The sequence below is a fragment of the Streptomyces sp. NPDC002825 genome (assembly GCF_040295385.1).
In the GTDB taxonomy this organism is placed as follows: domain Bacteria; phylum Actinomycetota; class Actinomycetes; order Streptomycetales; family Streptomycetaceae; genus Streptomyces.
The window spans coordinates 9460-29819 of sequence record NZ_JBEOVH010000028.1; the positions used below are offsets into that span (position 1 = coordinate 9460).

17 protein-coding genes are annotated in these 20360 nt (G+C 73.5%); 9 read left to right on the forward strand and 8 right to left on the reverse strand.

Annotation, left to right across the window (positions count from 1 at the left end; all coding sequences use genetic code 11):
* Positions 1-441 (reverse strand): SWIM zinc finger family protein (locus tag ABT041_RS29110; RefSeq protein ID WP_502976613.1); only part of this gene is annotated, 441 nt, incomplete at its 3' end.
* 128 nt (positions 442-569) lie between these two features.
* Here ABT041_RS29110 and ABT041_RS29115 point away from each other — a divergent pair.
* The 5 genes from ABT041_RS29115 to sucD all read left to right on the forward strand — a co-directional run bounded on the left by ABT041_RS29115 (position 570) and on the right by sucD (position 7962).
* A complete protein-coding gene (locus ABT041_RS29115; RefSeq protein WP_351189848.1) occupies positions 570-1727 on the forward strand; it encodes an AAA family ATPase in 1158 nt (385 codons plus the stop codon).
* Positions 1724-4342, forward strand: a complete 2619-nt coding sequence (locus ABT041_RS29120; protein ID WP_502976614.1) for a DUF5682 family protein — start codon at positions 1724-1726, stop codon at positions 4340-4342. Before ABT041_RS29115 ends, ABT041_RS29120 begins: the two co-directional genes overlap by 4 nt.
* Positions 4339-5478 carry a VWA domain-containing protein gene (locus ABT041_RS29125; protein WP_351189851.1) on the forward strand — a complete coding sequence of 380 codons (1140 nt, stop codon included), beginning with the start codon at positions 4339-4341 and terminating at the stop codon, positions 5476-5478. Before ABT041_RS29120 ends, ABT041_RS29125 begins: the two co-directional genes overlap by 4 nt.
* 399 nt (positions 5479-5877) lie before the next feature.
* On the forward strand, positions 5878-7056 hold the full coding sequence (sucC, locus tag ABT041_RS29130) for an ADP-forming succinate--CoA ligase subunit beta (RefSeq protein ID WP_351189854.1): 1179 nt from the start codon (positions 5878-5880) through the stop codon (positions 7054-7056).
* 21 nt (positions 7057-7077) lie between these two features.
* A complete protein-coding gene (sucD, locus tag ABT041_RS29135; protein WP_351189857.1) occupies positions 7078-7962 on the forward strand; it encodes a succinate--CoA ligase subunit alpha in 885 nt (294 codons plus the stop codon).
* Between the two features lie 170 nt (positions 7963-8132).
* Here sucD and ABT041_RS29140 read toward each other — a convergent pair whose 3' ends face one another.
* On the reverse strand, positions 8133-9536 hold the full coding sequence (locus tag ABT041_RS29140) for a sigma factor-like helix-turn-helix DNA-binding protein (protein WP_351189860.1): 1404 nt from the start codon (positions 9534-9536) through the stop codon (positions 8133-8135).
* A gap of 111 nt (positions 9537-9647) precedes the next feature.
* Between ABT041_RS29140 and ABT041_RS29145 the strand changes: the two genes are divergently transcribed.
* Positions 9648-11138 (forward strand): cell division protein PerM, encoded by a 1491-nt coding sequence (locus ABT041_RS29145; protein WP_351189863.1) that lies wholly within the window; start codon positions 9648-9650, stop codon positions 11136-11138.
* Between the two features lie 9 nt (positions 11139-11147).
* On the opposite strand, the gene ABT041_RS29150 is transcribed toward ABT041_RS29145, so the two are convergent.
* Positions 11148-11894 (reverse strand): hypothetical protein, encoded by a 747-nt coding sequence (locus tag ABT041_RS29150; RefSeq protein WP_351189866.1) that lies wholly within the window; start codon positions 11892-11894, stop codon positions 11148-11150.
* Between the two features lie 219 nt (positions 11895-12113).
* Here ABT041_RS29150 and purN point away from each other — a divergent pair, with 219 nt between their 5' ends.
* Together purN and purH are read left to right on the forward strand one after the other, a co-directional pair.
* The gene (purN, locus tag ABT041_RS29155) at positions 12114-12743 is read left to right on the forward strand and encodes a phosphoribosylglycinamide formyltransferase (protein WP_351189869.1); all 630 of its coding nucleotides are present in this window, start codon (positions 12114-12116) and stop codon (positions 12741-12743) included.
* Positions 12718-14283 (forward strand): bifunctional phosphoribosylaminoimidazolecarboxamide formyltransferase/IMP cyclohydrolase, encoded by a 1566-nt coding sequence (gene purH, locus ABT041_RS29160; RefSeq protein WP_351189872.1) that lies wholly within the window; start codon positions 12718-12720, stop codon positions 14281-14283. The genes purN and purH overlap by 26 nt, the downstream gene beginning before the upstream one ends.
* Before the next feature lie 64 nt (positions 14284-14347).
* On the opposite strand, the gene ABT041_RS29165 is transcribed toward purH, so the two are convergent.
* The 4 genes from ABT041_RS29165 to ABT041_RS29180 form a co-directional block, all read right to left on the reverse strand.
* Positions 14348-14809: a hypothetical protein gene (locus ABT041_RS29165; protein WP_351189875.1), complete on the reverse strand. Its 462-nt coding sequence runs from the start codon at positions 14807-14809 to the stop codon at positions 14348-14350.
* A 35-nt stretch (positions 14810-14844) separates the two neighbouring features.
* Complete coding sequence (locus ABT041_RS29170) at positions 14845-15720, reverse strand: hypothetical protein (RefSeq protein WP_351189878.1); 876 nt, start codon at positions 15718-15720, stop codon at positions 14845-14847.
* A 118-nt stretch (positions 15721-15838) separates the two neighbouring features.
* Complete coding sequence (locus ABT041_RS29175; protein ID WP_351189881.1) at positions 15839-17176, reverse strand: protein kinase domain-containing protein; 1338 nt, start codon at positions 17174-17176, stop codon at positions 15839-15841.
* A complete protein-coding gene (locus tag ABT041_RS29180; RefSeq protein WP_351189884.1) occupies positions 17173-17943 on the reverse strand; it encodes an FHA domain-containing protein in 771 nt (256 codons plus the stop codon). The genes ABT041_RS29175 and ABT041_RS29180 overlap by 4 nt, the downstream gene beginning before the upstream one ends.
* A 190-nt stretch (positions 17944-18133) precedes the next feature.
* Between ABT041_RS29180 and ABT041_RS29185 the strand changes: the two genes are divergently transcribed.
* On the forward strand, positions 18134-19567 hold the full coding sequence (locus ABT041_RS29185; protein WP_502976615.1) for a DUF2079 domain-containing protein: 1434 nt from the start codon (positions 18134-18136) through the stop codon (positions 19565-19567).
* A 92-nt stretch (positions 19568-19659) separates the two neighbouring features.
* On the opposite strand, the gene ABT041_RS29190 is transcribed toward ABT041_RS29185, so the two are convergent.
* On the reverse strand, positions 19660-20271 hold the full coding sequence (locus ABT041_RS29190; RefSeq protein WP_351189887.1) for a hypothetical protein: 612 nt from the start codon (positions 20269-20271) through the stop codon (positions 19660-19662).
* Between the last annotated feature and the right edge of the window lie 89 nt (positions 20272-20360).

Below are 20360 nucleotides of genomic sequence, written 5' to 3' on the forward strand. Positions count from 1 at the left end.
CGCCAGCCACGCCCGGTCGAGGAGATGGGTCAGCGCGCACTCCTCCAGGAGCCGCACGGGCCAGCCCGGTCCCGAGCCCGGTATCGCCCCCAACTTCCGCACACGCCCCGCGAGTCCCGGCGCCTGGGCGTCGACCATGCGGGCCGCCGTCTCCTCCCACAGCCCGTACCCCGCCTGCCCGGCCGCGGCCAGGCCGCCGCGCAGCAGATCGGCGAGCCGCTGCTCCAACTCCTGTGCCCCCGAGGTGATCCGGGCCGCCCGGCGCTCGGCCCTGCGGCGCGCCGCCTCCGGGTCCGCCGGCCCCGCCTCCCCGGCCTGCCGGCCGGTGCTCTCCGACCAGGGTCCGGCCGCGCCGAACTCGCTCCCCGCTCTGCGCGACGCCTCGTCAGGAGCCAGTGCCAGCACCTGTTCCGCCGTCCGGCGCACCCCCATGCCATTCATGCCCTCGACGGTAGAGGGCGCCACTGACAACGGCCCCGACCTGGTCCTACGTCCTCGCAGGACTCGATTGTCAGTGGCATGGTGCACCGTGGATCGCACAGCAGGTCGAACGAGCTGGAGGGGGATCCATGCCCGTGCCCGAAACCATCGCGAAGCCCGGTTCCGGTGTCGAGACGGACACCGGAGCGGGACGACCGCAGGCCGCCGCCGAGGCCCTGCGGCCGCACGCCGAGCACGCCTTCGCCCATGAACTCACGGCCCTCGCCGCCGTCGACGACCGGCCCCGGCCCGCCCGCTGGCGCCTCTCGCCCTGGGCCGTCGCCACCTACCTCCTCGGCGGCACGCTCCCCGACGGCACCGTCGTCACGCCCAAGTACGTCGGACCGCGCCGCATCGTCGAAGTCGCCGTCACCACCCTCGCCACCGACCGGGCGCTGCTCCTGCTCGGCGTCCCCGGCACCGCGAAGACCTGGGTATCCGAGCACCTCGCCGCCGCCGTCAGCGGCGACTCCACCCTCCTCGTCCAGGGCACCGCCGGCACGCCCGAGGAAGCCATCCGGTACGGCTGGAACTATGCGCAGCTCCTCGCGCACGGGCCCAGCCGGGACGCCCTCGTGCCCAGCCCCGTCATGCGCGCGATGACCCGGGGCATGACGGCCCGCGTCGAGGAACTCACCCGCATCCCCGCCGACGTGCAGGACACGCTCATCACGATCCTGTCCGAGAAGACCCTGCCCGTCCCCGAACTCGGGGAGGAGGTGCAGGCCGTCCCCGGCTTCAACCTGATCGCCACCGCCAACGACCGCGACCGTGGCGTCAACGAACTCTCCAGCGCCCTGCGCCGTCGCTTCAACACGGTCGTCCTTCCGCTGCCCGCGACCCCCGAGGACGAGGTCGACATCGTCGCCCGCCGGGTCGAACAGCTCGGACGCTCCCTGGAACTGCCCGCCCTGCCCGACGGCGTCGACGAGATCCGCCGGGTCGTCACCGTCTTCCGCGAGCTGCGGGACGGGGTCACCACCGACGGCCGGACCAGGGTCAAGTCCCCCTCGGGGACGCTCTCCACGGCCGAGGCGATCTCCGTCGTCACCGGCGGCCTCGCCCTCGCGGCCCACTTCGGCGACGGCGTCCTGCGGCCCGCCGACATCGCCGCCGGCATCCTCGGCGCGGTCGTCCGCGACCCGGCGGCCGACCGGGTCGTCTGGCAGGAGTACCTGGAAACGGTCGTGCGGGAGAGAGACGGCTGGAAGGACTTCTACCGCGCCTGCCGCGAGGTGAGCGCATGACGCCCACGGTCACCGCCTCGGGGGCGGGCGGGGGCGTGCCGCCGGTGCAGCACGCGGGTCGTGCGGCGGACGCGGGTCGGGTGTCGGCTCCCGTGTCGGGACTGTCCAGGGACCCGCGTCCGGACGTGGGCCCCTGGGCCGGGCCGGACCTGGGCAGCGGCGGCCGGCCGCGGGGTGGGCCCCTGTTGCTCGGGGTGCGGCATCACGGGCCCGGGTCCGCACGGGGGGTGCTGGCCGCGCTGGAGGCGGAGCAGCCCGCCGCGGTGCTCGTCGAGGGTCCCGCCGAGGCCGACGCCCTCGTGGCGCTCGCCGCCGACCCCGGCATGCGGCCGCCCGTGGCGCTGCTCGCCCACGCCGTCGACGACCCCGGACGGGCCGCGTTCTGGCCGATGGCCGAGTTCTCGCCCGAGTGGGTCGCCATCCGCTGGGCCCTCGACCACGGCGCCGCCGTCCGCTTCGTCGACCTGCCCGCCGCCCACACCCTCGCCGCCGCCGACCCCACCTGGAGCGACGGGGAGGACGAGGTGAGCGGGAGCGGGCTGCGGATCGACCCGGTCGCCGAACTCGCCAGGACCGCCGGTTACGAGGACGCCGAGCGCTGGTGGGAGGACGTCGTCGAGCTGCGCGGGGACGGCGACCCCACCGCCCCCTTCGAGGCCCTCGCCGAGGCCATGGGCGCCCTCCGCGAGACGTACGGGCACGGCGGCCACCCCCGCGACCTCGTCCGCGAGGCGTACATGCGGCTCAGGCTGCGCGAGGCCCGCAAGGAGTTCGGGGACTCCGTCGCCGTCGTCTGCGGCGCCTGGCACGTGCCCGCCCTCACCCGCAGAACCACCGTCGCCGCCGACAAGGCCCTCCTCAAGGGCCTTCCCCGGGCGAAGACCGAGCTGACCTGGGTCCCCTGGACCCACCGCAGGCTCGCCCGCCGCTCCGGGTACGGCGCGGGGATCGACGCGCCCGGCTGGTACGGGCACCTGTTCGCCGCCCCCGACCGGCCCGTCGAACGCTGGATGACCAAGGTCGCCGGCCTCCTCAGGGCCGAGGACCACCCCGTCTCCTCCGCCCACGTCATCGAGGCCGTCCGGCTCGCCGAGACCCTCGCCGCCCTGCGCGGCCGCCCGCTCCCCGGCCTCGACGAGACGACCGACGCAGTCCGCGCCGTCCTCTGCGAGGGCTCCGACCTGCCGCTCGACCTCGTGCGCGACCGCCTCGTCGTCGGCGACGTCCTCGGCGAGGTCCCCGCCGCCGCCCCCGCCGTACCCCTCCAGCGCGATCTGGCCCGCCGTCAGCGCACCCTGCGCCTCAAGCCCGAGGCCCAGGAGCGGGAGCTCGCCCTGGACCTCCGCAAGGACACCGACGCCGAGCGCAGCCGCCTGCTGCACCGGCTGCGGCTCCTCGGCGTCCCCTGGGGCGAACCGGCCGCCGGCCGGGCCGGCACCGGGACCTTCCGGGAGACCTGGCGGCTGCGCTGGGAGCCCGAGCTGCACGTCCGGGTCGCCGAGGCCGGGGTCTGGGGCACCACCGTCGCGGCCGCCGCCACCGCGAAGGCCGAGTCCCGCGCCCTCGCCGCGACCGTGCTCACCGACATCACCGCCCTCGCCGAGCAGTGCCTCCTGGCCGGGCTCGCCGACGCCCTGCCCGTCGTCATGCGGGCCCTCGCCGACCGGGCCGCGCTCGACACCGACGTCGCCCACCTCGCGGAGGCCCTGCCGGCCCTGGCCCGCTCGCTGCGGTACGGCGACGTCCGCGGCACCGGCACGGCGGCGCTCGGCGAGGTCGCCGCGGGGCTCGCCGAGCGGATCTGCGTCGGCCTGCCGCCCGCCTGCACGGGCCTCGACGCGGACGCCGCGACCCAGATGCGGGACCGCATCGACGCCGTCCACACGGCGATCGCCCTCCTCCAGGACCAACCCGCCACGCCGGACGCGCCCGACATCCCCACCCCGCAGGCCGGGTCAGAGGCGAACACCACCCCCCACCCCGACCTGCCCGACGTCCCCACCTCGGAGGCCGGGTCAGAGGCGAACACCACCCCCCACCCCGACCCGCCCGACGTCCCCACCCCGCAGGTCGGGTCAGAGGCGAACACCACCCCCCACCCCGACCTCCCCCACCGCTGGGCCGGTGTGCTTCGGCGGATTGCCGGGTGGGAACGGATACCCGGCGTGCTTCGCGGGCGGGCCGCTCGGATCCTGCTCGACGAGGGGCGGATCGCCGACGACGAGGCCGCCGTGCTCATGAGCCGGGCCCTCTCGCCCGGTACCCCGCCGGCCGACGCCGCCGCCTGGGTCGAAGGGTTCGTCGGCGGGGGCTCCGGCGGGGGGCTGCTGCTCGTTCACGACGAGCGGCTCCTCGGGCTGGTCGACGACTGGTTGACCGGTGTGCCGGACGAGGCCTTCGCCGACGTCCTGCCGCTGCTGCGCCGCACCTTCTCCGCGTACGAGACGGGCGTCCGCCGCACCCTCGGCGAGCTCGTCGCCCGCGGCCCCCGCTCCGACGGGCCCGGCCCCGCCGCGCCCGGCACGCCCGGCTTCGGCGCCGAGCCCGACCGCGCGCGGGCCGACGGCGTACTCCCCCTGCTTCACCTCATCCTCGGAACGGAGGCCCTCACATGACCACCGACGAGCGCCTGCGCCGCTGGCGGCTCGTGCTGGGCGGCGGGGAAGCCGACGGCACCGGCCGCGAGCTGACCGGCACCGACGCCCTCATGGACGGCGCCCTCGGCAGGCTCTACGACCGGAAGCCCCAGGACCGGACCGGCGACCGCTCGGGCGGGCTCGGTACCTCCGCGCCCTCCGTCGCCCGCTGGCTCGGCGACATCCGCACGTACTTCCCGAGCTCCGTCGTCCAGGTCATGCAGCGCGACGCCATCGACCGGCTCGGGCTCGCCACCCTCCTCCTGGAGCCGGAGATGCTGGAGGCCGTCGAGCCCGACGTGCACCTCGTCGGCACGCTGCTCTCCCTCGGCAGGGCCATGCCCGAGACGACGAGGGAGACCGCCCGGGCCGTCGTCCGCAAGGTCGTCGACGACCTGGAGAAGCGCCTCGCCGCCCGCACCCGCGCCACCCTCACCGGCGCACTCGACCGCTCCGCCCGGATCAGCCGCCCCCGCCATCGCGACATCGACTGGGACCGCACGATCCGCGCCAACCTCAAGCACTACCTGCCCGAGCACCGCACGGTCGTCCCCGAGCGGCTCGTCGGCCACGGGCGCGCCTCCCGCGCGGTCAGGAAGGAGGTGGTGCTCTGCATCGACCAGTCGGGCTCCATGGCCGCCTCCGTCGTCCACGCCGCCGTCTTCGGCGCCGTGCTCGCCTCCCTGCGCTCGCTCGCCACCCGCCTCGTCGTCTTCGACACCTCCGTCGTCGACCTCACCGAGCAGCTCGACGACCCCGTCGACGTCCTCTTCTCCACCCACCTCGGCGGCGGCACCGACATCAACCGCGCCCTCGCCTACTGCCAGTCGAGGATCACCCGCCCCGCCGACACCGTCGTCGTCCTCGTCAGCGACCTGTACGAGGGAGGGATCCGCGACGAGATGCTGAAGCGGGTCGCCGCGATGAAGGCCTCCGGGGTGCAGTTCGTCGCCCTGCTCGCGCTCTCCGACGAGGGCGCGCCCGCCTACGACCGGGAGCACGCCGCCGCCCTCGCCGCGCTCGGCGCCCCGGCCTTCGCCTGCACTCCCGACCTGTTCCCGGAGATCATGGCCGCCGCCCTGGAGAAGCGCCCCCTGCCGATACCCGAGGCCTGACGGGCGGGTGCGGAATCCGTCGTCCCGGGACCACCCACACGGGTGCCCGCGAGCCGACTGAGGCCCATATCACACCGGTAACGGAACGGCCCTCACTCCGGCGACCGGCGCGTCGTGAGCACCGCGAAGGCCAGTCCCCGCCTGCCGCGAGGGGTTCCCGGGCCGGCCCCGCCACCCCTACGGACAGCCTCCCGGCCCGTACGGTCTGTGACCCGTATCACCGCTCTGTTGTGATCTGCGATTTAGGGACCCACGGCCCTCGGGGATAACCTGCGAGACGGACATGCCGCGTCCACGGACTCCGTGCACGCCTCCCTTGTGACAGCGCAGTCACGTTGCCCTCCGCGGCACGCCCACGCAGACAACGAACCGCGATCATCAGAAAAGGGACGGACGCGCGTGGACCTGTTCGAGTACCAGGCGAGGGACCTCTTCGCCAAGCACGGTGTACCGGTGCTGGCCGGTGAAGTCATCGACACGCCTGAGGCGGCGCGCGAGGCCACCGAGCGTCTTGGCGGCAAGTCGGTCGTCAAGGCGCAGGTGAAGGTCGGTGGCCGCGGCAAGGCCGGCGGCGTCAAGCTGGCCGCCACCCCGGACGAGGCCGTCGCCCGCGCGACGGACATCCTCGGGATGGACATCAAGGGCCACACGGTCCACAAGGTGATGATCGCGGAGACCGCTCCGGAGATCGTCGAGGAGTACTACGTCTCGTACCTCCTCGACCGCACCAACCGCACCTTCCTCGCCATGGCGTCCGTCGCCGGTGGCATGGACATCGAGGAGGTCGCCGCGACGACCCCCGAGAAGCTCGCGAAGGTGCCGGTCGACTCCAACAAGGGCGTCGACATCGAGAAGGCCCGCGAGATCGTGGCCCTGGCGAAGTTCCCGGCCGACGTGGCCGAGAAGGTCGCCGAGGTCCTCGTGACCCTGTGGAAGACCTTCGTCGCCGAGGACGCGCTCCTCGTCGAGGTCAACCCGCTGGCCAAGGTCGCCTCCGGCGACATCCTGGCGCTGGACGGCAAGGTCTCGCTCGACGAGAACGCCGACTTCCGTCAGCCCGAGCACGAGGCGCTCGAGGACAAGGCCGCAGCCAACCCGCTCGAGGCTGCCGCCAAGGCCAAGGGCCTCAACTACGTCAAGCTCGACGGCGAGGTCGGCATCATCGGCAACGGCGCCGGCCTGGTCATGTCGACCCTGGACGTCGTCGCGTACGCCGGTGAGAACCACGGCGGCGTGAAGCCGGCCAACTTCCTCGACATCGGTGGCGGCGCCTCCGCCGAGGTCATGGCGAACGGCCTGGAGATCATCCTGGGCGACCCGGACGTCAAGTCCGTGTTCGTCAACGTCTTCGGTGGCATCACCGCCTGTGACGAGGTCGCCAACGGCATCGTCCAGGCCCTGGAGCTCCTCGCCTCCAAGGGCGAAGAGGTCACCAAGCCGCTGGTCGTGCGCCTCGACGGCAACAACGCGGAGCTGGGTCGCAAGATCCTGTCGGACGCCAACCACCCGCTCGTGCAGCGCGTGGACACCATGGACGGCGCGGCCGACAAGGCCGCCGAGCTCGCGGCTGCGAAGTAAGGGACAGGGGAAACCACAGCCATGGCTATCTTCCTCAACAAGGACAGCAAGGTCATCGTCCAGGGCATGACCGGTGCCACGGGCATGAAGCACACCAAGCTCATGCTGGGTGACGGCACCAACATCGTCGGTGGCGTGAACCCGCGCAAGGCCGGCACGTCCGTCGACTTCGACGGCACCGAGATCCCGGTCTTCGGCACCGTCGCCGAGGCGATGGAGAAGACGGGCGCCAACGTCTCCGTCCTCTTCGTGCCGCCGGCCTTCGCGAAGGCCGCCGTCGTCGAGGCGATCGACGCCGAGATCCCGCTCGCCGTCGTCATCACCGAGGGCATCGCCGTCCACGACTCCGCCGCGTTCTACGCGTACGCCGTGGACAAGGGCAACAAGACCCGCCTCATCGGCCCGAACTGCCCCGGTCTCATCACCCCGGGCCAGTCCAACGCCGGCATCATCCCGGGCGACATCACGAAGCCGGGCCGCATCGGCCTGGTCTCGAAGTCCGGCACGCTGACGTACCAGATGATGTACGAGCTCCGTGACATCGGCTTCTCCTCCGCCGTCGGCATCGGTGGCGACCCGGTCATCGGCACCACGCACATCGACGCCCTCGCGGCGTTCGAGGCGGACCCCGACACCGACCTGATCGTCATGATCGGCGAGATCGGCGGCGACGCCGAGGAGCGTGCGGCCGACTTCATCAAGGCCAACGTCACCAAGCCGGTCGTCGGCTACGTCGCGGGCTTCACCGCGCCCGAGGGCAAGACCATGGGCCACGCCGGCGCCATCGTCTCCGGCTCCTCCGGCACCGCCCAGGCGAAGAAGGAGGCCCTCGAGGCCGCCGGCGTCAAGGTCGGCAAGACGCCGACCGAGACGGCCAAGCTGGCGCGCGCCATCCTCGCGGGCTGAACGGGCTGAATCGCACAGCAGCCTGACGGCAGTACGAGCCAGCACGAGCCGGTACGAGTCGGTACGGCCAGTACGAGGCAGTGCAAGGCAGTACGAGCCAGTACGTGAGTGGGCCCCGCCCCTCCCGGGAGACCGGGCGGGGGCGGGGCCCACTCACGTGTCCGTACGCGTCATTCGACCGCCGGGACCAGCCGCTCCGGGCCCGGGTGGGGCTCCGAGCGCAGCTTCTCGCGCAGCTCCAGGTCCTCCGGGCTGAGCTTCTGCGGGCCGCCGCGCACGGGCACCCCGTTGACGGTCTCGCCGGGGGCGTTCACCGGGATGTAGCGGGTCGGCGCGGTCGCCGCCGTGAAGCCGGTGACCCCGATGAGAACCGCCGTCACCCCGAGCACCGCCCGTGTCCAGCTCCGGATCAGGCGCTCGCTGCCCGTGCGGACCGCGCGGGCGGCCGGCAGGGTCGCCGTCGGCGCCTCCGCGACGAGCCCGCTCAGCCGCCGCTGCAGGGCCTCCGGCTCGGCGAGCTCGGGGATCCGCTCCCCGATGACCGTGCGGGCGTGCAGCAGCCGGTTCGCGGCCGCCGGGGTGCTCGCCTCCGTCTCGGCCGCCGTCTCCGGCAGGTCGAGGCCGAGCCCGTCGTAGAGCAGGACGGTCCGGCGGTACGGCGGCGGCAGTTCGAGGAGCGCGCCGAGCAGCGCCCGCCGGCCGGCCTCGGTCGGCGGCGCGTCGGGGTGCTTGTGCGCGCGGCGCAGCCGGTGCCAGGGGGAGAGGGCGTACTCGTACGCCGCCGCCCGCACCCAGCCCACCGGGTCCGCGTCCACGGCGACCTCGGGCCAGTGCTGCCAGGCGTGGTGGAAGGCGCGCTCGACCGACTCGCGGGAGAGCCGCCGGCGGCCGGTGAGCAGGTACGTCTGGTGGACCAGGCCCGGCGCGGCGTACGCGTACAGCGCGTCGAAGGCCTCCTCCGGGGTGAGGCCCGGGACGGCGGGGGCCGCGTCCGCAAGGGCCTCCACCGGTTTCAGCCGCTCCGCCGGCTTCGAGGTGCCTTTGCGGGCGGGGCCGGGAGCGATGGCCGGGGCGGGGGAGGGGGCCCGCGGCGGCTTGGCGGCGCGCTTGACGGCGGCCTTGGGCCGGACGTTGGCGGAGGCCGACGGCGCGGCGGCGGACGAGGCGCCCTGCCCGGCCGTGGGCCTCGGTGCCGACGAGCCCGGCTCCACGCGAGCCTGGGCCTGGGCCTGGGGCGACGCGCCCGGCTCCACGCGAGCCTGGGCCGAGGCAGCGGCCGCCGTCGGCTGGGCGGCCAGGGGCTCCGGCCGGGGCGGTGCCGGCTCGGCGGGCTCGGGGGCGGCCGGTTCCGGTGTCTCCGGACCGGGCGTGCCGAGGAGTCGCGCGTACGCCTCGCGTTTGCGGCCCCGGGGCGCCGAGCGCCCGGTCTCCCAGGACCTCACCGTGGCCTTCGTGACGCCCAAGGCCTCGGCGACCTGCTCCTCGCTCAGGGCGAGGGCCTCACGCAACCTACGCCGCTCCTTCGGGGTCGGCAGGGTGTCGGAGGATGCGGAATCCGCGGTGCTCCGGCTCATCGGCGTCGACCTCCCGCAGAGCTGCTCTGGGCGGAAAAGTACATAAACGTATCTTGAGCGACACAACGGAGGTTTGCCTGTTACGCGGCGAAAGCGCGTGTCGTTGGCAGCATGATCCCCGTGACCCATGTGACCGAGCACCCCCTGGTCCAGGGCGGCCGTTCCGCCGCGCTCGCCACCGCCTGCGTCCGGGGCGGGGTCGCCGCCGGGCTCGGACTCGGCGCCCTCGCGGTCCTGGTGATCGTCGCCTGGATCAGCTCCCCGTACCCCGACAGCGGCCCCGCCGGCGCCCTGCACGTCGCCGCCGGGCTCTGGCTGCTCGCACACGGCGTGGACCTGGTCCGCACGGACACCCTGTCCGGCCTGCCCGCGCCCCTCGGCATCGTCCCGCTGCTGCTGGTCGCGCTGCCCGTGTGGCTCGTCCACCGGACCGCCCGCGACACCCTCGACCCGGGCGACGACGGCACCCGCCCGCGCCCCTCGCCTGGCGGCGCCCTCGCCGCCGTCGCCGGGGGATACCTCCTGGTCGCGGCCGCCGTCGTGGTCTACAGCGAGAGCGGCCCGCTCCCCGCCGACCTGCTCACGGCCGGACTCTGGCTGCCCGCCGTCGTCACCGGCGCGGCGGGCGCGGGCGTCTGGACGGCGCTCGGCCGCCCCCTGCCGGGACAGCCGCAGGCGGTCGCCGCCCTGCGCGCCGCGGGGCTCGGGACCCTGACGCTGCTCGGCGGCGGGGCGGTGGCCGCGGCGGTCTCGCTGGCGTGGCACGCGGGCCGGGCGCAGGCTTCGTTCGAAGGCCTCGCGGGGGAGTGGTCCGGCCGGGTGACGGTGCTGCTGCTCGTCCTCGCGCTGCTGCCGAACATGGCCGTCTGGGGCGCGGCGTACGGCCTCGGGCCGGGCTTCTCCCTCGGTACGGGCGCGCTCGCGACCCCGCTGGGTCTCGTCGGCGATCCGACCGTGCCGCCCTTCCCGCTCCTGGCCGCGCTGCCCGCCGAGGGGCGCGGCACCTGGGTCCACTGGGCGGCCGCGGCGGTCCCGCTGGCCGCCGCCGTGGTGCAGGGCGGGCGCGTGGGCCGGGCGGCGCGGAGCTGGGCGGCCCGGGACGCGGCCGTGACGGCGCTCGGCGCGGCCTGGGGGTGCGGGGCGGCCGTCGCCGTCCTGGCGGGCGCGGCGGGCGGCCCGCTGGGCACCGGCCGGCTCTCGGCGTTCGGCCCGGTGTGGTGGCAGACGGGCGCGGCCGCGGTGCTGTGGGGGATGTGCGTGGGGCTTCCGGTGGCCTTGGGGGTACGGGCCTGGGGCCGCCGGGTGCCGCGCTCCCGGCGGCCGGCGCCCGCGCCGGGCCCGCTGGCGGCCGCGGTGGTCTCTGCGGGTCCGGCGGAGCCCCGGCCGGAGGCGGACGAGCCCAAGGCCCAGGACCCGGAGGCCGGCGGCACCGGCCAGGACGCAGGGAGCGAGCCGTACACGGACGCGTACACCGCCCCGTACACCGATCCGGTCGGCGACCCCTTCGGTGACCCGGGCTTCGAGCCGTACGACTACCTCCCGGCCGCCTGGGAGCCCTCCCCGCCGCCCGCCACGGACGAGAAGCCGGCCACCGACCGTTAGGCCCGGCGGCTACTCCCGCACCCCGAAGCCCGCGCGCAGCGGCTTCGGCAGGAGGTCGTTGCAGGCCAGCTGGCCCGCGTGGGTCAGGGCGTCGTCGCGGCACTCGTAGAAGTCCCGGTAGACGAGCTGCATGGTGAAGCCCACCGCGACGATCATCAGGGCCACGCTCGCCGCGACGAGACCGCTGATCGCCGCCGTCCGCATCGAGCGGAGCGGAGCGATCGCGGCGGACGCCCCCACCGGCTGCCCCTCGGAGGGGGCCTGCGGGGCCGGAGGCTGCGTCGGCGGCTGTGATGTCGACGACAGTTCCGCGGCCGGCTTCGGCTTGCTGCGCAGCGAGCTGATCGACCAGTAGAGACCGAGCGCGCCCAGCAGCAGCGCCAGCTCCGGGATCTCGAAGATCGCGAAGAAGAAGGCCCACATGCCCGAGAGGATCGCGTACCGGGCCCGACGCTGCGCCGGGTCCGTCGGGTCCCAGCGCATCCCCGGGCCCTTCCCGGGCCCGCCCTGTCCGGGGCCGCCCTCCGGCCCGCCCTGGCCGCCCGCCCGGCGCTCCGGGCCCCGCCCGAAGCCGTCCTGGGAGGGCCCGGGCTGGCGCGGGCTCCAGCGGCCGTCGGACGGCCCCGACGATTCCGGAGCGCCGGACGTGTCGTCGTCCGAGCCCTCCGGTCGCCGCGGCTGCCACGGCTGATCCGGCCGGCCCTCGGGCGGCGGCGCGAACGGGTTGTTGTCGTCCGTGGACTGGCGTTCCGGCATCTGCTGAACGTCTTCCCTCTGTCGTCGTGACCGCGGCCGCACCCACGGCCCCTGCTGGCGTCGGACCCTGACGCTACCGCCCTGCTCCGCCCCCGTCCCGTGGGGGCCGTCCCGTGTGCCGGTATCGTTGCTGACGGTCGGGCCATTCGTAGGGTTCCCCGTATCGAGGGGCACGATTCGTTCGTACGACCGCACAAACACCACGGAAAGAGTGACCCAGTGGCTGCCGCCCGCCTCGTCGTCCTGGTCTCCGGCTCCGGCACGAACCTCCAGGCCCTGCTCGACGCGATCGACGCCGACCCCGAGGGCTACGGCGCGGAGATCGTCGCCGTCGGCGCCGACCGCGAGAACATCGTGGGTCTCGAGCGTGCGGAGCGGGCCGGTATCCCCACCTTCGTGTGCAAGGTGAAGGACCACGCGACCCGCGAGCTGTGGGACCGCGCGCTGACCGAGGCCACCGCGGCGTACGAACCGGACCTCGTCGTCTCGGCCGGTTTCATGAAGATCGTCGGCAAGGAGTTCCTCGCCCGCTTCGGCGGCCGGGTCGTCAACACCCACCCGGCGCTCCTCCCCAGTTTTCCCGGTGCCCACGGGGTGCGCGACGCCCTCGCCTACGGCGCGAAGGTCACCGGGTGCACCGTCCACTTCGTCGACGACGGTGTCGACACCGGCCCGATCATCGCCCAGGGCGTGGTCGAGGTGCGGGACGAGGACGATGAAGCCGCTCTGCACGAGCGCATCAAGGAAGTCGAGCGCTCGCTGCTCGTCGACGTCGTGGGGCGTCTCGCCCGGCACGGCTACCGCATTGAGGGACGAAAGGTTCATGTCGGTGAACACGGACACCGTTAAGCCCATCCGCCGCGCGCTGGTCAGCGTCTACGACAAGACGGGGCTCGAGGAGCTGGCCCGCGGTCTGCACGAGGCCGGTGTCGAGCTCGTCTCCACCGGTTCCACCGCCGGGAAGATCGCCGCCGCCGGCGTGCCGGTCACCAAGGTCGAGGAGCTCACCGGCTTCCCCGAGTGCCTCGACGGCCGCGTGAAGACCCTCCACCCGCGCGTGCACGCCGGCATCCTCGCCGACCTGCGCCTGGAGTCGCACCGCGAGCAGCTCGCCGAGCTGGGCGTGGAGCCCTTCGACCTGGTCGTCGTGAACCTCTACCCGTTCCGCGAGACGGTCGCCTCCGGCGCCACCCCGGACGAGTGCGTCGAGCAGATCGACATCGGCGGCCCGTCGATGGTCCGCGCCGCCGCCAAGAACCACCCGTCGGTCGCGATCGTCACCAGCCCGGAGCGGTACGCCGACGTGCTCGCCGCCGTCAAGGCCGGCGGCTTCGACCTGACCGCCCGCAAGCGGCTCGCCGCCGAGGCCTTCCAGCACACCGCCGCGTACGACGTGGCCGTGGCCTCCTGGTTCGCCGACGACTACGCCGCCGCGGACGACTCCGGCTTCCCGGACTTCCTCGGTGCCACGTACGCCCGCAAGAACGTCCTCCGGTACGGCGAGAACCCGCACCAGGGCGCCGCGCTCTACGTCGACGGCACGGGCGGCCTCGCCGAGGCCGAGCAGCTGCACGGCAAGGAGATGTCGTACAACAACTACACGGACACCGACGCCGCGCGCCGGGCCGCGTACGACCACACCGAGCCCTGCGTCGCGATCATCAAGCACGCCAACCCGTGCGGCATCGCGATCGGCGCCGACGTCGCCGAGGCCCACCGCAAGGCCCACGCCTGCGACCCGCTGTCCGCGTTCGGCGGCGTCATCGCCGTCAACCGCCCGGTCTCCGTCGCCATGGCCGAGCAGGTCGCGGAGATCTTCACCGAGGTCATCGTCGCCCCCGGCTACGAGGACGGCGCGGTCGAGATCCTCGCCAAGAAGAAGAACATCCGCGTCCTGAAGGCCGAGGGCGCCCCGAGCAACCCGGTCGAGGTCAAGCCCGTCGACGGCGGCGCCCTCCTCCAGGTCACCGACCGCCTCCAGGCCGAGGGCGACGACCCGGCGAACTGGACCCTCGCGACCGGCGAGGCGCTCTCCGCCGAGGAGCTCGCCGAGCTCGCGTTCGCCTGGAAGGCCTGCCGCGCGGTCAAGTCCAACGCGATCCTCCTCGCCAAGGACGGCGCCTCGGTCGGCGTCGGCATGGGCCAGGTCAACCGCGTCGACTCCGCGAAGCTGGCCGTCGAGCGGGCGGGCGAGGAGCGGGCGCGCGGCTCGTACGCCGCGTCCGACGCCTTCTTCCCCTTCCCCGACGGCCTGGAGATCCTCACGGCCGCCGGCGTGAAGGCGGTCGTCCAGCCGGGCGGCTCGGTCCGCGACGAGCTGGTCGTCGAGGCGGCGAAGAACGCGGGCGTGACGATGTACTTCACGGGTACGCGCCACTTCTTCCACTGATCCGGGGAGTACGACGGAGGGCCCGCCGGCACGCACCGTGCCGGCGGGCCCTCCGTCGTTCGGATCAGCTCATCCAGCGGGTGCAGCTGGAGACCCACTCGTGCCCGCGGATGTTGTTGTTCATGTTGGCCCCGTTGCTGAAGGTGTTCCGGGACAGGTCGTCGACGAAGTACTCGTACGGCGAGAGGCAGTTGAAGCCGCCGCCGCGGTTCGCCAGGTAGTAGAACTTGACGATGTCCTCGCCGCCCGTGTAGCCGGCGTTCATGACGGAGGACGCCTTGTCCCCGTCGTTCTCGAAGCCGCCGCCCGCGGCGTTCCAGTCCAGGTCGTCACCCGGGGTGCTGCCGAGGTAGGTGTAGCAGTACGTGCCGTCGTAGGCGTACACGTTGCCGTTCCGGCCCGGCCAGATGTCGTTGCAGTGGTTGCTCGCCGTGCCCGAGGTCGATGCCTGGGCCGCCGTGGCGGGGGCCAGGAGGCCTGCGACGGCGAGGCCGAGGGCGGCTACGGACATACCGATCCTGCGCATGGTTCGCTCCTTCGATGGGTGTGACGGTGGGTCGTTCAGACCCGGGCGCCGGTGATCCCGGCAGCCCGCTCATAGGCCCCGCGCTGCATCCGGCGATGGGCGTCGAGCTCCTCGCCGTACTGGTCCCGCAGGGCGTTCAGGTAGTGCGTCTGGCGCTCGCGGGCCACGGCGGCCAGCGAGGTCTCGCGGGCGCAGCGGGCCTCGGCGACCGCGGTGCGGGTCTCGCTCGCGAAGTCCCCCGCACGGGCCGTGGCGTCCCGTGCCGCCGCCGGGTCGGGGTAGGCGAAGCCGGCCCGCTTCATGCAGGCCGCCCAGCCGGCGAGGGCGGTCGTGAACCGCTCGTCCCGCAGGATCTCGGGGACGTACAGGGGCTGCAGATTGGTGACGGCCTTCTCCGCCTGGAACCAGGCGTCCGGGTCCCCGTACAGCGTGCGCTCGGCCTCCTCGGAGCAGCCGCCGAGCCGTTTGCGGATCGTCGCATTGCCGCCGGGGAGCTTCGCGGTGAGGATCCTGGCCCGGTGGCCGCCGTCCAGCGCCTCGTCGTAGGCCTTGCGGCGCTCGGCCGAGAGGCCCGCGCGGTACGCGCCGTTCGGGTTGGTCCGCCGGTACCGGGCGGCCGCGTCCGCGATCCGGCTCCCGTAACCGTGCTTCCGCGCCCACTCCACGTCGTCGCTGACGTAGCCCGGCTCGCGGCTCTCCTCCAGGCTGAGCCTCGGGCTCGTCCAGTACGAGAAGCCGGCGCGGTTCATGCACCGCTCGACCAGCACCTCGTCGGCGTCCGAGATCCTCAGCTGCTCCGCCTGCGTCAGCTCGCGCTCCGGCGGGGCGGCGGGGTCCGGCCGGGAGCAGCCGGTCGTCAGCGCCGCGACGACGGCGACGACCGCGCCGGCACGGACGAGCAGGTGCTTCATCGTCGGCCCCCCTGGTGACTGCGCCGCCCGTCCGCGGCGCAGTCACACCATGCGGCCGCCGACGGCCGCGGGGTACCTCGCAACTCCTAGGGAGGCGCTGCGCCCCAGGTCAGGGGCCTCAGCAGGTCTTGGCCCAGGTGTGCGAGGCGATCGGCCGGTCGAGGTCCAGGTCGCGGCGCGCGCCCTGGCGGATGCAGCCGAGGCCGTCCTTCAGGTTCTTCTCCGCGAAGTAGGCGACGTGGACGAAGCCCTTCGGGTCGGCGGAGCCGTTGTTGAAGACCGAGCGGGGCGTCCGCTTCCGTGCCCAGTCGCAGACCGTGTCGCCGTCGAACCACTCGGGATCGTCGTTGAGCCAGTCGCACATCTCACCCCGTCCGCCCGTCTCCGAGAAGAAGCAGACGTTGCCCGGCGCGCAGCGCTCGTACCCGGCGGCGGTGTTCTTCCCTTCCTCGGTGCCGGCCGGTTCGTCGCGCAGGGAGTTCAGGCCGAAGCCCGCGGCCGTCAGCACGGCCAGGGACGCGGCGAGGAGCGGTAAGAGCCGTCTGCGGCGGGGGCGCGGCACTCGGCCCGCGGCGGCCTCCCGGACCCGGCGGAGCAGGGACGTCGCGTCGTGGGCGGCCCGTTCCTCGTGGGTGCGGCTGAGGCAGTCCGTGACGATCCCCCGCCAGTGCTCCGGGAGTTCGGGGGAGAGGCGGAGTTCCTCCTCGCCCCGGGCGTAGCGCAGGGCGGCGTCCCGGCGTGCGGTCGGCGTGCCGCCGGGAAGCGGGGAGGAACCGGTCAGGACGAGGTGGGCGAGCACACCGAAGGCCCACACGTCGGCGCTGGGCCGGATGCGGGTGCCCCGGTCGCCGAACTCCGACCAGAGCAGTTCGGGCGGGGTGTAGTCCGCGGTGGCGAAGCCGGAGGCGTAGGCGTGGGTGCCCTCCAGCTCGCTCGCCGTGCTGAAGTCGCCGAGCCGGACGCCGCCGTCCTTCATCAGCAGGACGTTGCCCGGCTTGAGGTCGCCGTGCACCCAGCCCGCGCTGTGCAGCTGGTGCAGCCCCTCGCAGATCTGGACCAGCAGCGCGGGCCCGGACGGGGGCGGCGCGCCGGCCGCGGCGAGCAGCGACTGGAGCGGGCGCTCGGCCTCCTCCAGTACGAGGACGGTGGCGCCGTCCAGCTCCGGGTGCGCCGGGTCGTCGACGGTGAGGGTCTCGTACAGCCGGATCAGGCGCGGCGAGCGGAGCCGGCTGAGGAGCTCCACCTCGCGCTCGGCGAGGTCGCGGAGGTGGCTCAGCTGGCGCGGGGTGCGGGTGCCCGTCGGGAGGAACTTGAGGGCGGCCCGGGCGGGGGAGGCGGAGGCGTCGCGGTGGCGCGCCGCGTACACGCTGCCGAACGCTCCCGCGCCGAGCGGGCGCTCCACGATCCAGTCGCCGATCTCGTACCCGGCCGGCACGGTCAGGGGGAAGGCGGTCACCGCGCGACCTCCGCAAGCGTCGTCAGGTCGTCCTCGCGGACCAGGTCGAAGCGGAGGGCGAGGGAGACCAGGGACTCCTTCTTGCCGTTGAGGCGCGGGCCCGCGTCGGCCCGGTCGGGCCCCGGCTTGAGCCGTAGCTTGACGGCCAGGTAGTCGATGTTCCACTGCACGGCGGCACGGTTCACCGCAGGCCACAGCGGCCGCAGCCGCTCCACGATCCGCTCGACCGTCGGCAGCGGAGCGTGCGGGGCGCCGCGCAGCCGGGACTCGCAGAGCGCGGCGAGGACGAGGAAGTAGCGCTTGGTGCGGTCGAGCGGGAAGGCGAGCGCGGTCGGCTCGCCGTCCCCCGAGGCCTGTCCGCACTCCACGTAGTCGTGGCGGGGTGCCCAGACACAGAAGTCGAGCAGGTCGCCGCCCGCGGGCAGGACGACCCGCGAGAACTCGAACGGCACCGGGGCGTCGACCCGCCCCGGTGCGATCTTGATGTGCTCCCCGGCGCCCTCCGGGTTCTCGACGACGTAGGTCGAGGCGGTGCTGAAGTTGCTGAGCGTCCAGTAGCTCGCCGTCGCGCCGATCTCTCCGGCGGTGCGGGACACCCCGGGGTGGGGGATGTCCAGGTGACGACGGTGTCCGCCGGCCGGGCGAGGGGTGGTGCGGCCGGAGTCGTTCGGGGTGGTGCGGCCGAAATGGAGCCTTTCACCGGGCGCCAGTCTGAGCTGGCTTCCGGGGTCCGCGGCGTGTGCGGGCACCACGATGATGCTGTACATGACGCTTCCTTTCCCCGAGGTCTGCGGGGGCCAGGCTAGGAAGCTCCGATAAACGAATGCAGAACGTCACCGTCCGGGTACGGAGTCGGCACCGGCCCGTGGGAACGCCCGCCTGCAGCAGATCCGCCGAACGGGTGGACTCTGGTCTAATGGGTTGCTCTTTTGTCGGCCGCCGGTAGTGGGGGACGTGGTGTTGGACGTACTGAACAGGCCCGCTGCGGAGTCCACCGACGCGGAGCCGTCCGACGGCCTCTCCCCGGCCCCGTACCGTCCGTACCTGATCCTCGCGGGCGTCCTCTGCGGCCTGTACTTCCTGTACTCCTGGGTGCAGTACGCGCACTTCCGCACGCCCTCCTGGGACCTCGGGATCTTCGGGCAGTCGGTCCGGGCGTACGCCGAGTTCCGGGCGCCCGTCGTCGACATCAAGGGCCCCGGCTTTCCCATACTCGGCGACCACTTCAGCCCCGTCACCGCGCTGCTCGCGCCGCTCTACTGGATCTGGCCCTCGCCGGTCTCCCTGCTCTTCGGGCAGGCCGCGCTCTTCGCCGCCTCCGCCGTCGTCGTCGGCCGCACCACCCAGCAGATCCTCGGCAGCCGGGCCGCCGGCATCGGTCTGACGATCGCGTACGGGCTGTCCTGGGGTCTCCAGGAGGCCGTCAAGTCCGACTTCCACGAGATCGCCTTCGCCGTCCCGCTGCTCGCCCTGACCTGCCGGGCCCTGCTCCTCGGCCGCTGGACCGCGGCCGCCGCGTGGTCCGTCCCGCTCGTCCTGGTCAAGGAGGACATGGGCCTCACCGTCGCGATGGTCGGCGCGGTCCTCTTCCTGAAGGGACGAAAGCGGCTGGGCGCCGCCCTCGCCGGCTTCGGCGTGGCGGCCTTCGCGCTGACGGTCCTCGTCCTGATCCCGGCGGCGAGCAAGCTCGGACAGTACGACTACTGGTCGAAGATCGAGAAGACCGGCACGGGCGCCGACACCTCCTTCGGGCAGGTCGTCGCCGACGCGCTCGGCTCCGGCGAGCGGTGGGAGATGGTCATCTACCTGCTCGCGATCACCGGCTTCCTCGCCCTGCGCTCCCCGCTGGTGCTGCTCGTGCTGCCGACCCTCGGCTGGCGCTTCCTCTCCCAGGACGCCAACCACTGGGGCATGCACTGGCACTACAGCGCGATCCTGATGCCGGTCGTCTTCCTGGCCCTCGTGGACGGCGTCCGCGCGGTCCGCACCTCGCCGCGCGCCTGGCTCGTCTCGTACGGGAAGGTCGTGGTCCCGGTGGCGACGGCGGTCGCGCTCGTCCTCGCCGCGAACCTGCCGCTGCGGGAGCTCACGAAGGCGGAGACGTACCGGACGGACACCCGGACCCTGGAGGCGCGCGCGGCGGTCGACGCGGTGCCGGAGGGGGTGAGCGTCGAGGCGGACGTCTCGCTCCTCGCCCACCTCACGGCGGACCGCCGGGTGTACTGGGTGGGCACCTCGAAGGGGGTCACGCCGGACTATCTCGCCTTCGACCTGCGGGGCTGGGGCCAGCAGGTGTCGGATCCGGCGCAGCTGGCTTCGCAATTGCATCCGGAGGCGCGGTACGAGATCACCTACCGCTCGGACGGCTTCGCGGTCCTGAAGCGGCGGTGACATGCGGAAGTGGCGGTGACGTGCGGAAGCGGCGGTGACATGAGTGAGGGGCGGGATCCGGAGAACGGATCCCGCCCCTCACCGCTTCACGCTCAGTACTGCTGCTTGTTCCGGTTGAACCAGGCCGAGCCGTCCGACTTCGCCGTGAAGACGATGATCATGACGCCGAGGGCCATGCTGACCACACCGAGCGGCAGCGAGAAGAGGCTGAACAGGACCGCGAACGAGGCCCAGATGATCGCGCCGATCCGGACGCCGTTGCCGCCGGACTTGAACTTGGCGGCGAGCACCATGCCGAGGATCGCGAAGATCAGCGAGATGACGCCGGCGCCGATCATGATGCCCTGGCCGAGGTTCGCGAAGGTCTCCTCGTCACCGGAGAGGGGGCCCTGCTTCTCCAGCTCGTTGGTGAGGGTGAAGGAGAGGCCGATCGCGGCGATGCCGCCGATCAGGTTGAGGGCGCCCATGATCCACAGCATCACGCGCGCGGACTTCACACCGCCGGGCATCTCCATGACGGCGCCCGGGTAGCCGCCGCCGTACGGGGAGACCGGCGGGGCCGCCGGGTAGCCGTAGCCCTGCTGGGGCACGCCCTGCGGGGCCTGCTGCGGGTAGCCGTACCCGGGCTGTCCCTGCGGCTGGCCATAACCGGGCTGCTGTCCCTGCGGCTGGCCGTAGGGGTTGTTCGGTTCGCCGAAGCTCATCGCGGGATTCCTCCGTGAATTTCTCTGTGCGGGGACGACGCGGCCCGCGCGGAGGACCTTCACGGCATTTGAGCGGATTTCCCCCCGGC

What these genes read in the sequence shown, in the direction of transcription:
- ABT041_RS29115 (WP_351189848.1), top strand. Translation starts at nt 570, where the DNA reads ATGCCCGTGCCCGAAACCATCGCGAAGCCCGGTTCCGGTGTCGAGACG.
- ABT041_RS29120 (WP_502976614.1), top strand. Translation starts at nt 1,724, where the DNA reads ATGACGCCCACGGTCACCGCCTCGGGGGCGGGCGGGGGCGTGCCGCCG.
- ABT041_RS29125 (WP_351189851.1), top strand. Translation starts at nt 4,339, where the DNA reads ATGACCACCGACGAGCGCCTGCGCCGCTGGCGGCTCGTGCTGGGCGGC.
- sucD (WP_351189857.1), top strand. Translation starts at nt 7,078, where the DNA reads ATGGCTATCTTCCTCAACAAGGACAGCAAGGTCATCGTCCAGGGCATG.
- ABT041_RS29140 (WP_351189860.1), bottom strand. Translation starts at nt 9,536, where the DNA reads ATGAGCCGGAGCACCGCGGATTCCGCATCCTCCGACACCCTGCCGACC.
- ABT041_RS29145 (WP_351189863.1), top strand. Translation starts at nt 9,648, where the DNA reads ATGATCCCCGTGACCCATGTGACCGAGCACCCCCTGGTCCAGGGCGGC.
- ABT041_RS29150 (WP_351189866.1), bottom strand. Translation starts at nt 11,894, where the DNA reads ATGCCGGAACGCCAGTCCACGGACGACAACAACCCGTTCGCGCCGCCG.
- purH (WP_351189872.1), top strand. Translation starts at nt 12,718, where the DNA reads ATGTCGGTGAACACGGACACCGTTAAGCCCATCCGCCGCGCGCTGGTC.
- ABT041_RS29165 (WP_351189875.1), bottom strand. Translation starts at nt 14,809, where the DNA reads ATGCGCAGGATCGGTATGTCCGTAGCCGCCCTCGGCCTCGCCGTCGCA.
- ABT041_RS29170 (WP_351189878.1), bottom strand. Translation starts at nt 15,720, where the DNA reads ATGAAGCACCTGCTCGTCCGTGCCGGCGCGGTCGTCGCCGTCGTCGCG.
- ABT041_RS29180 (WP_351189884.1), bottom strand. Translation starts at nt 17,943, where the DNA reads ATGTACAGCATCATCGTGGTGCCCGCACACGCCGCGGACCCCGGAAGC.
- ABT041_RS29190 (WP_351189887.1), bottom strand. Translation starts at nt 20,271, where the DNA reads ATGAGCTTCGGCGAACCGAACAACCCCTACGGCCAGCCGCAGGGACAG.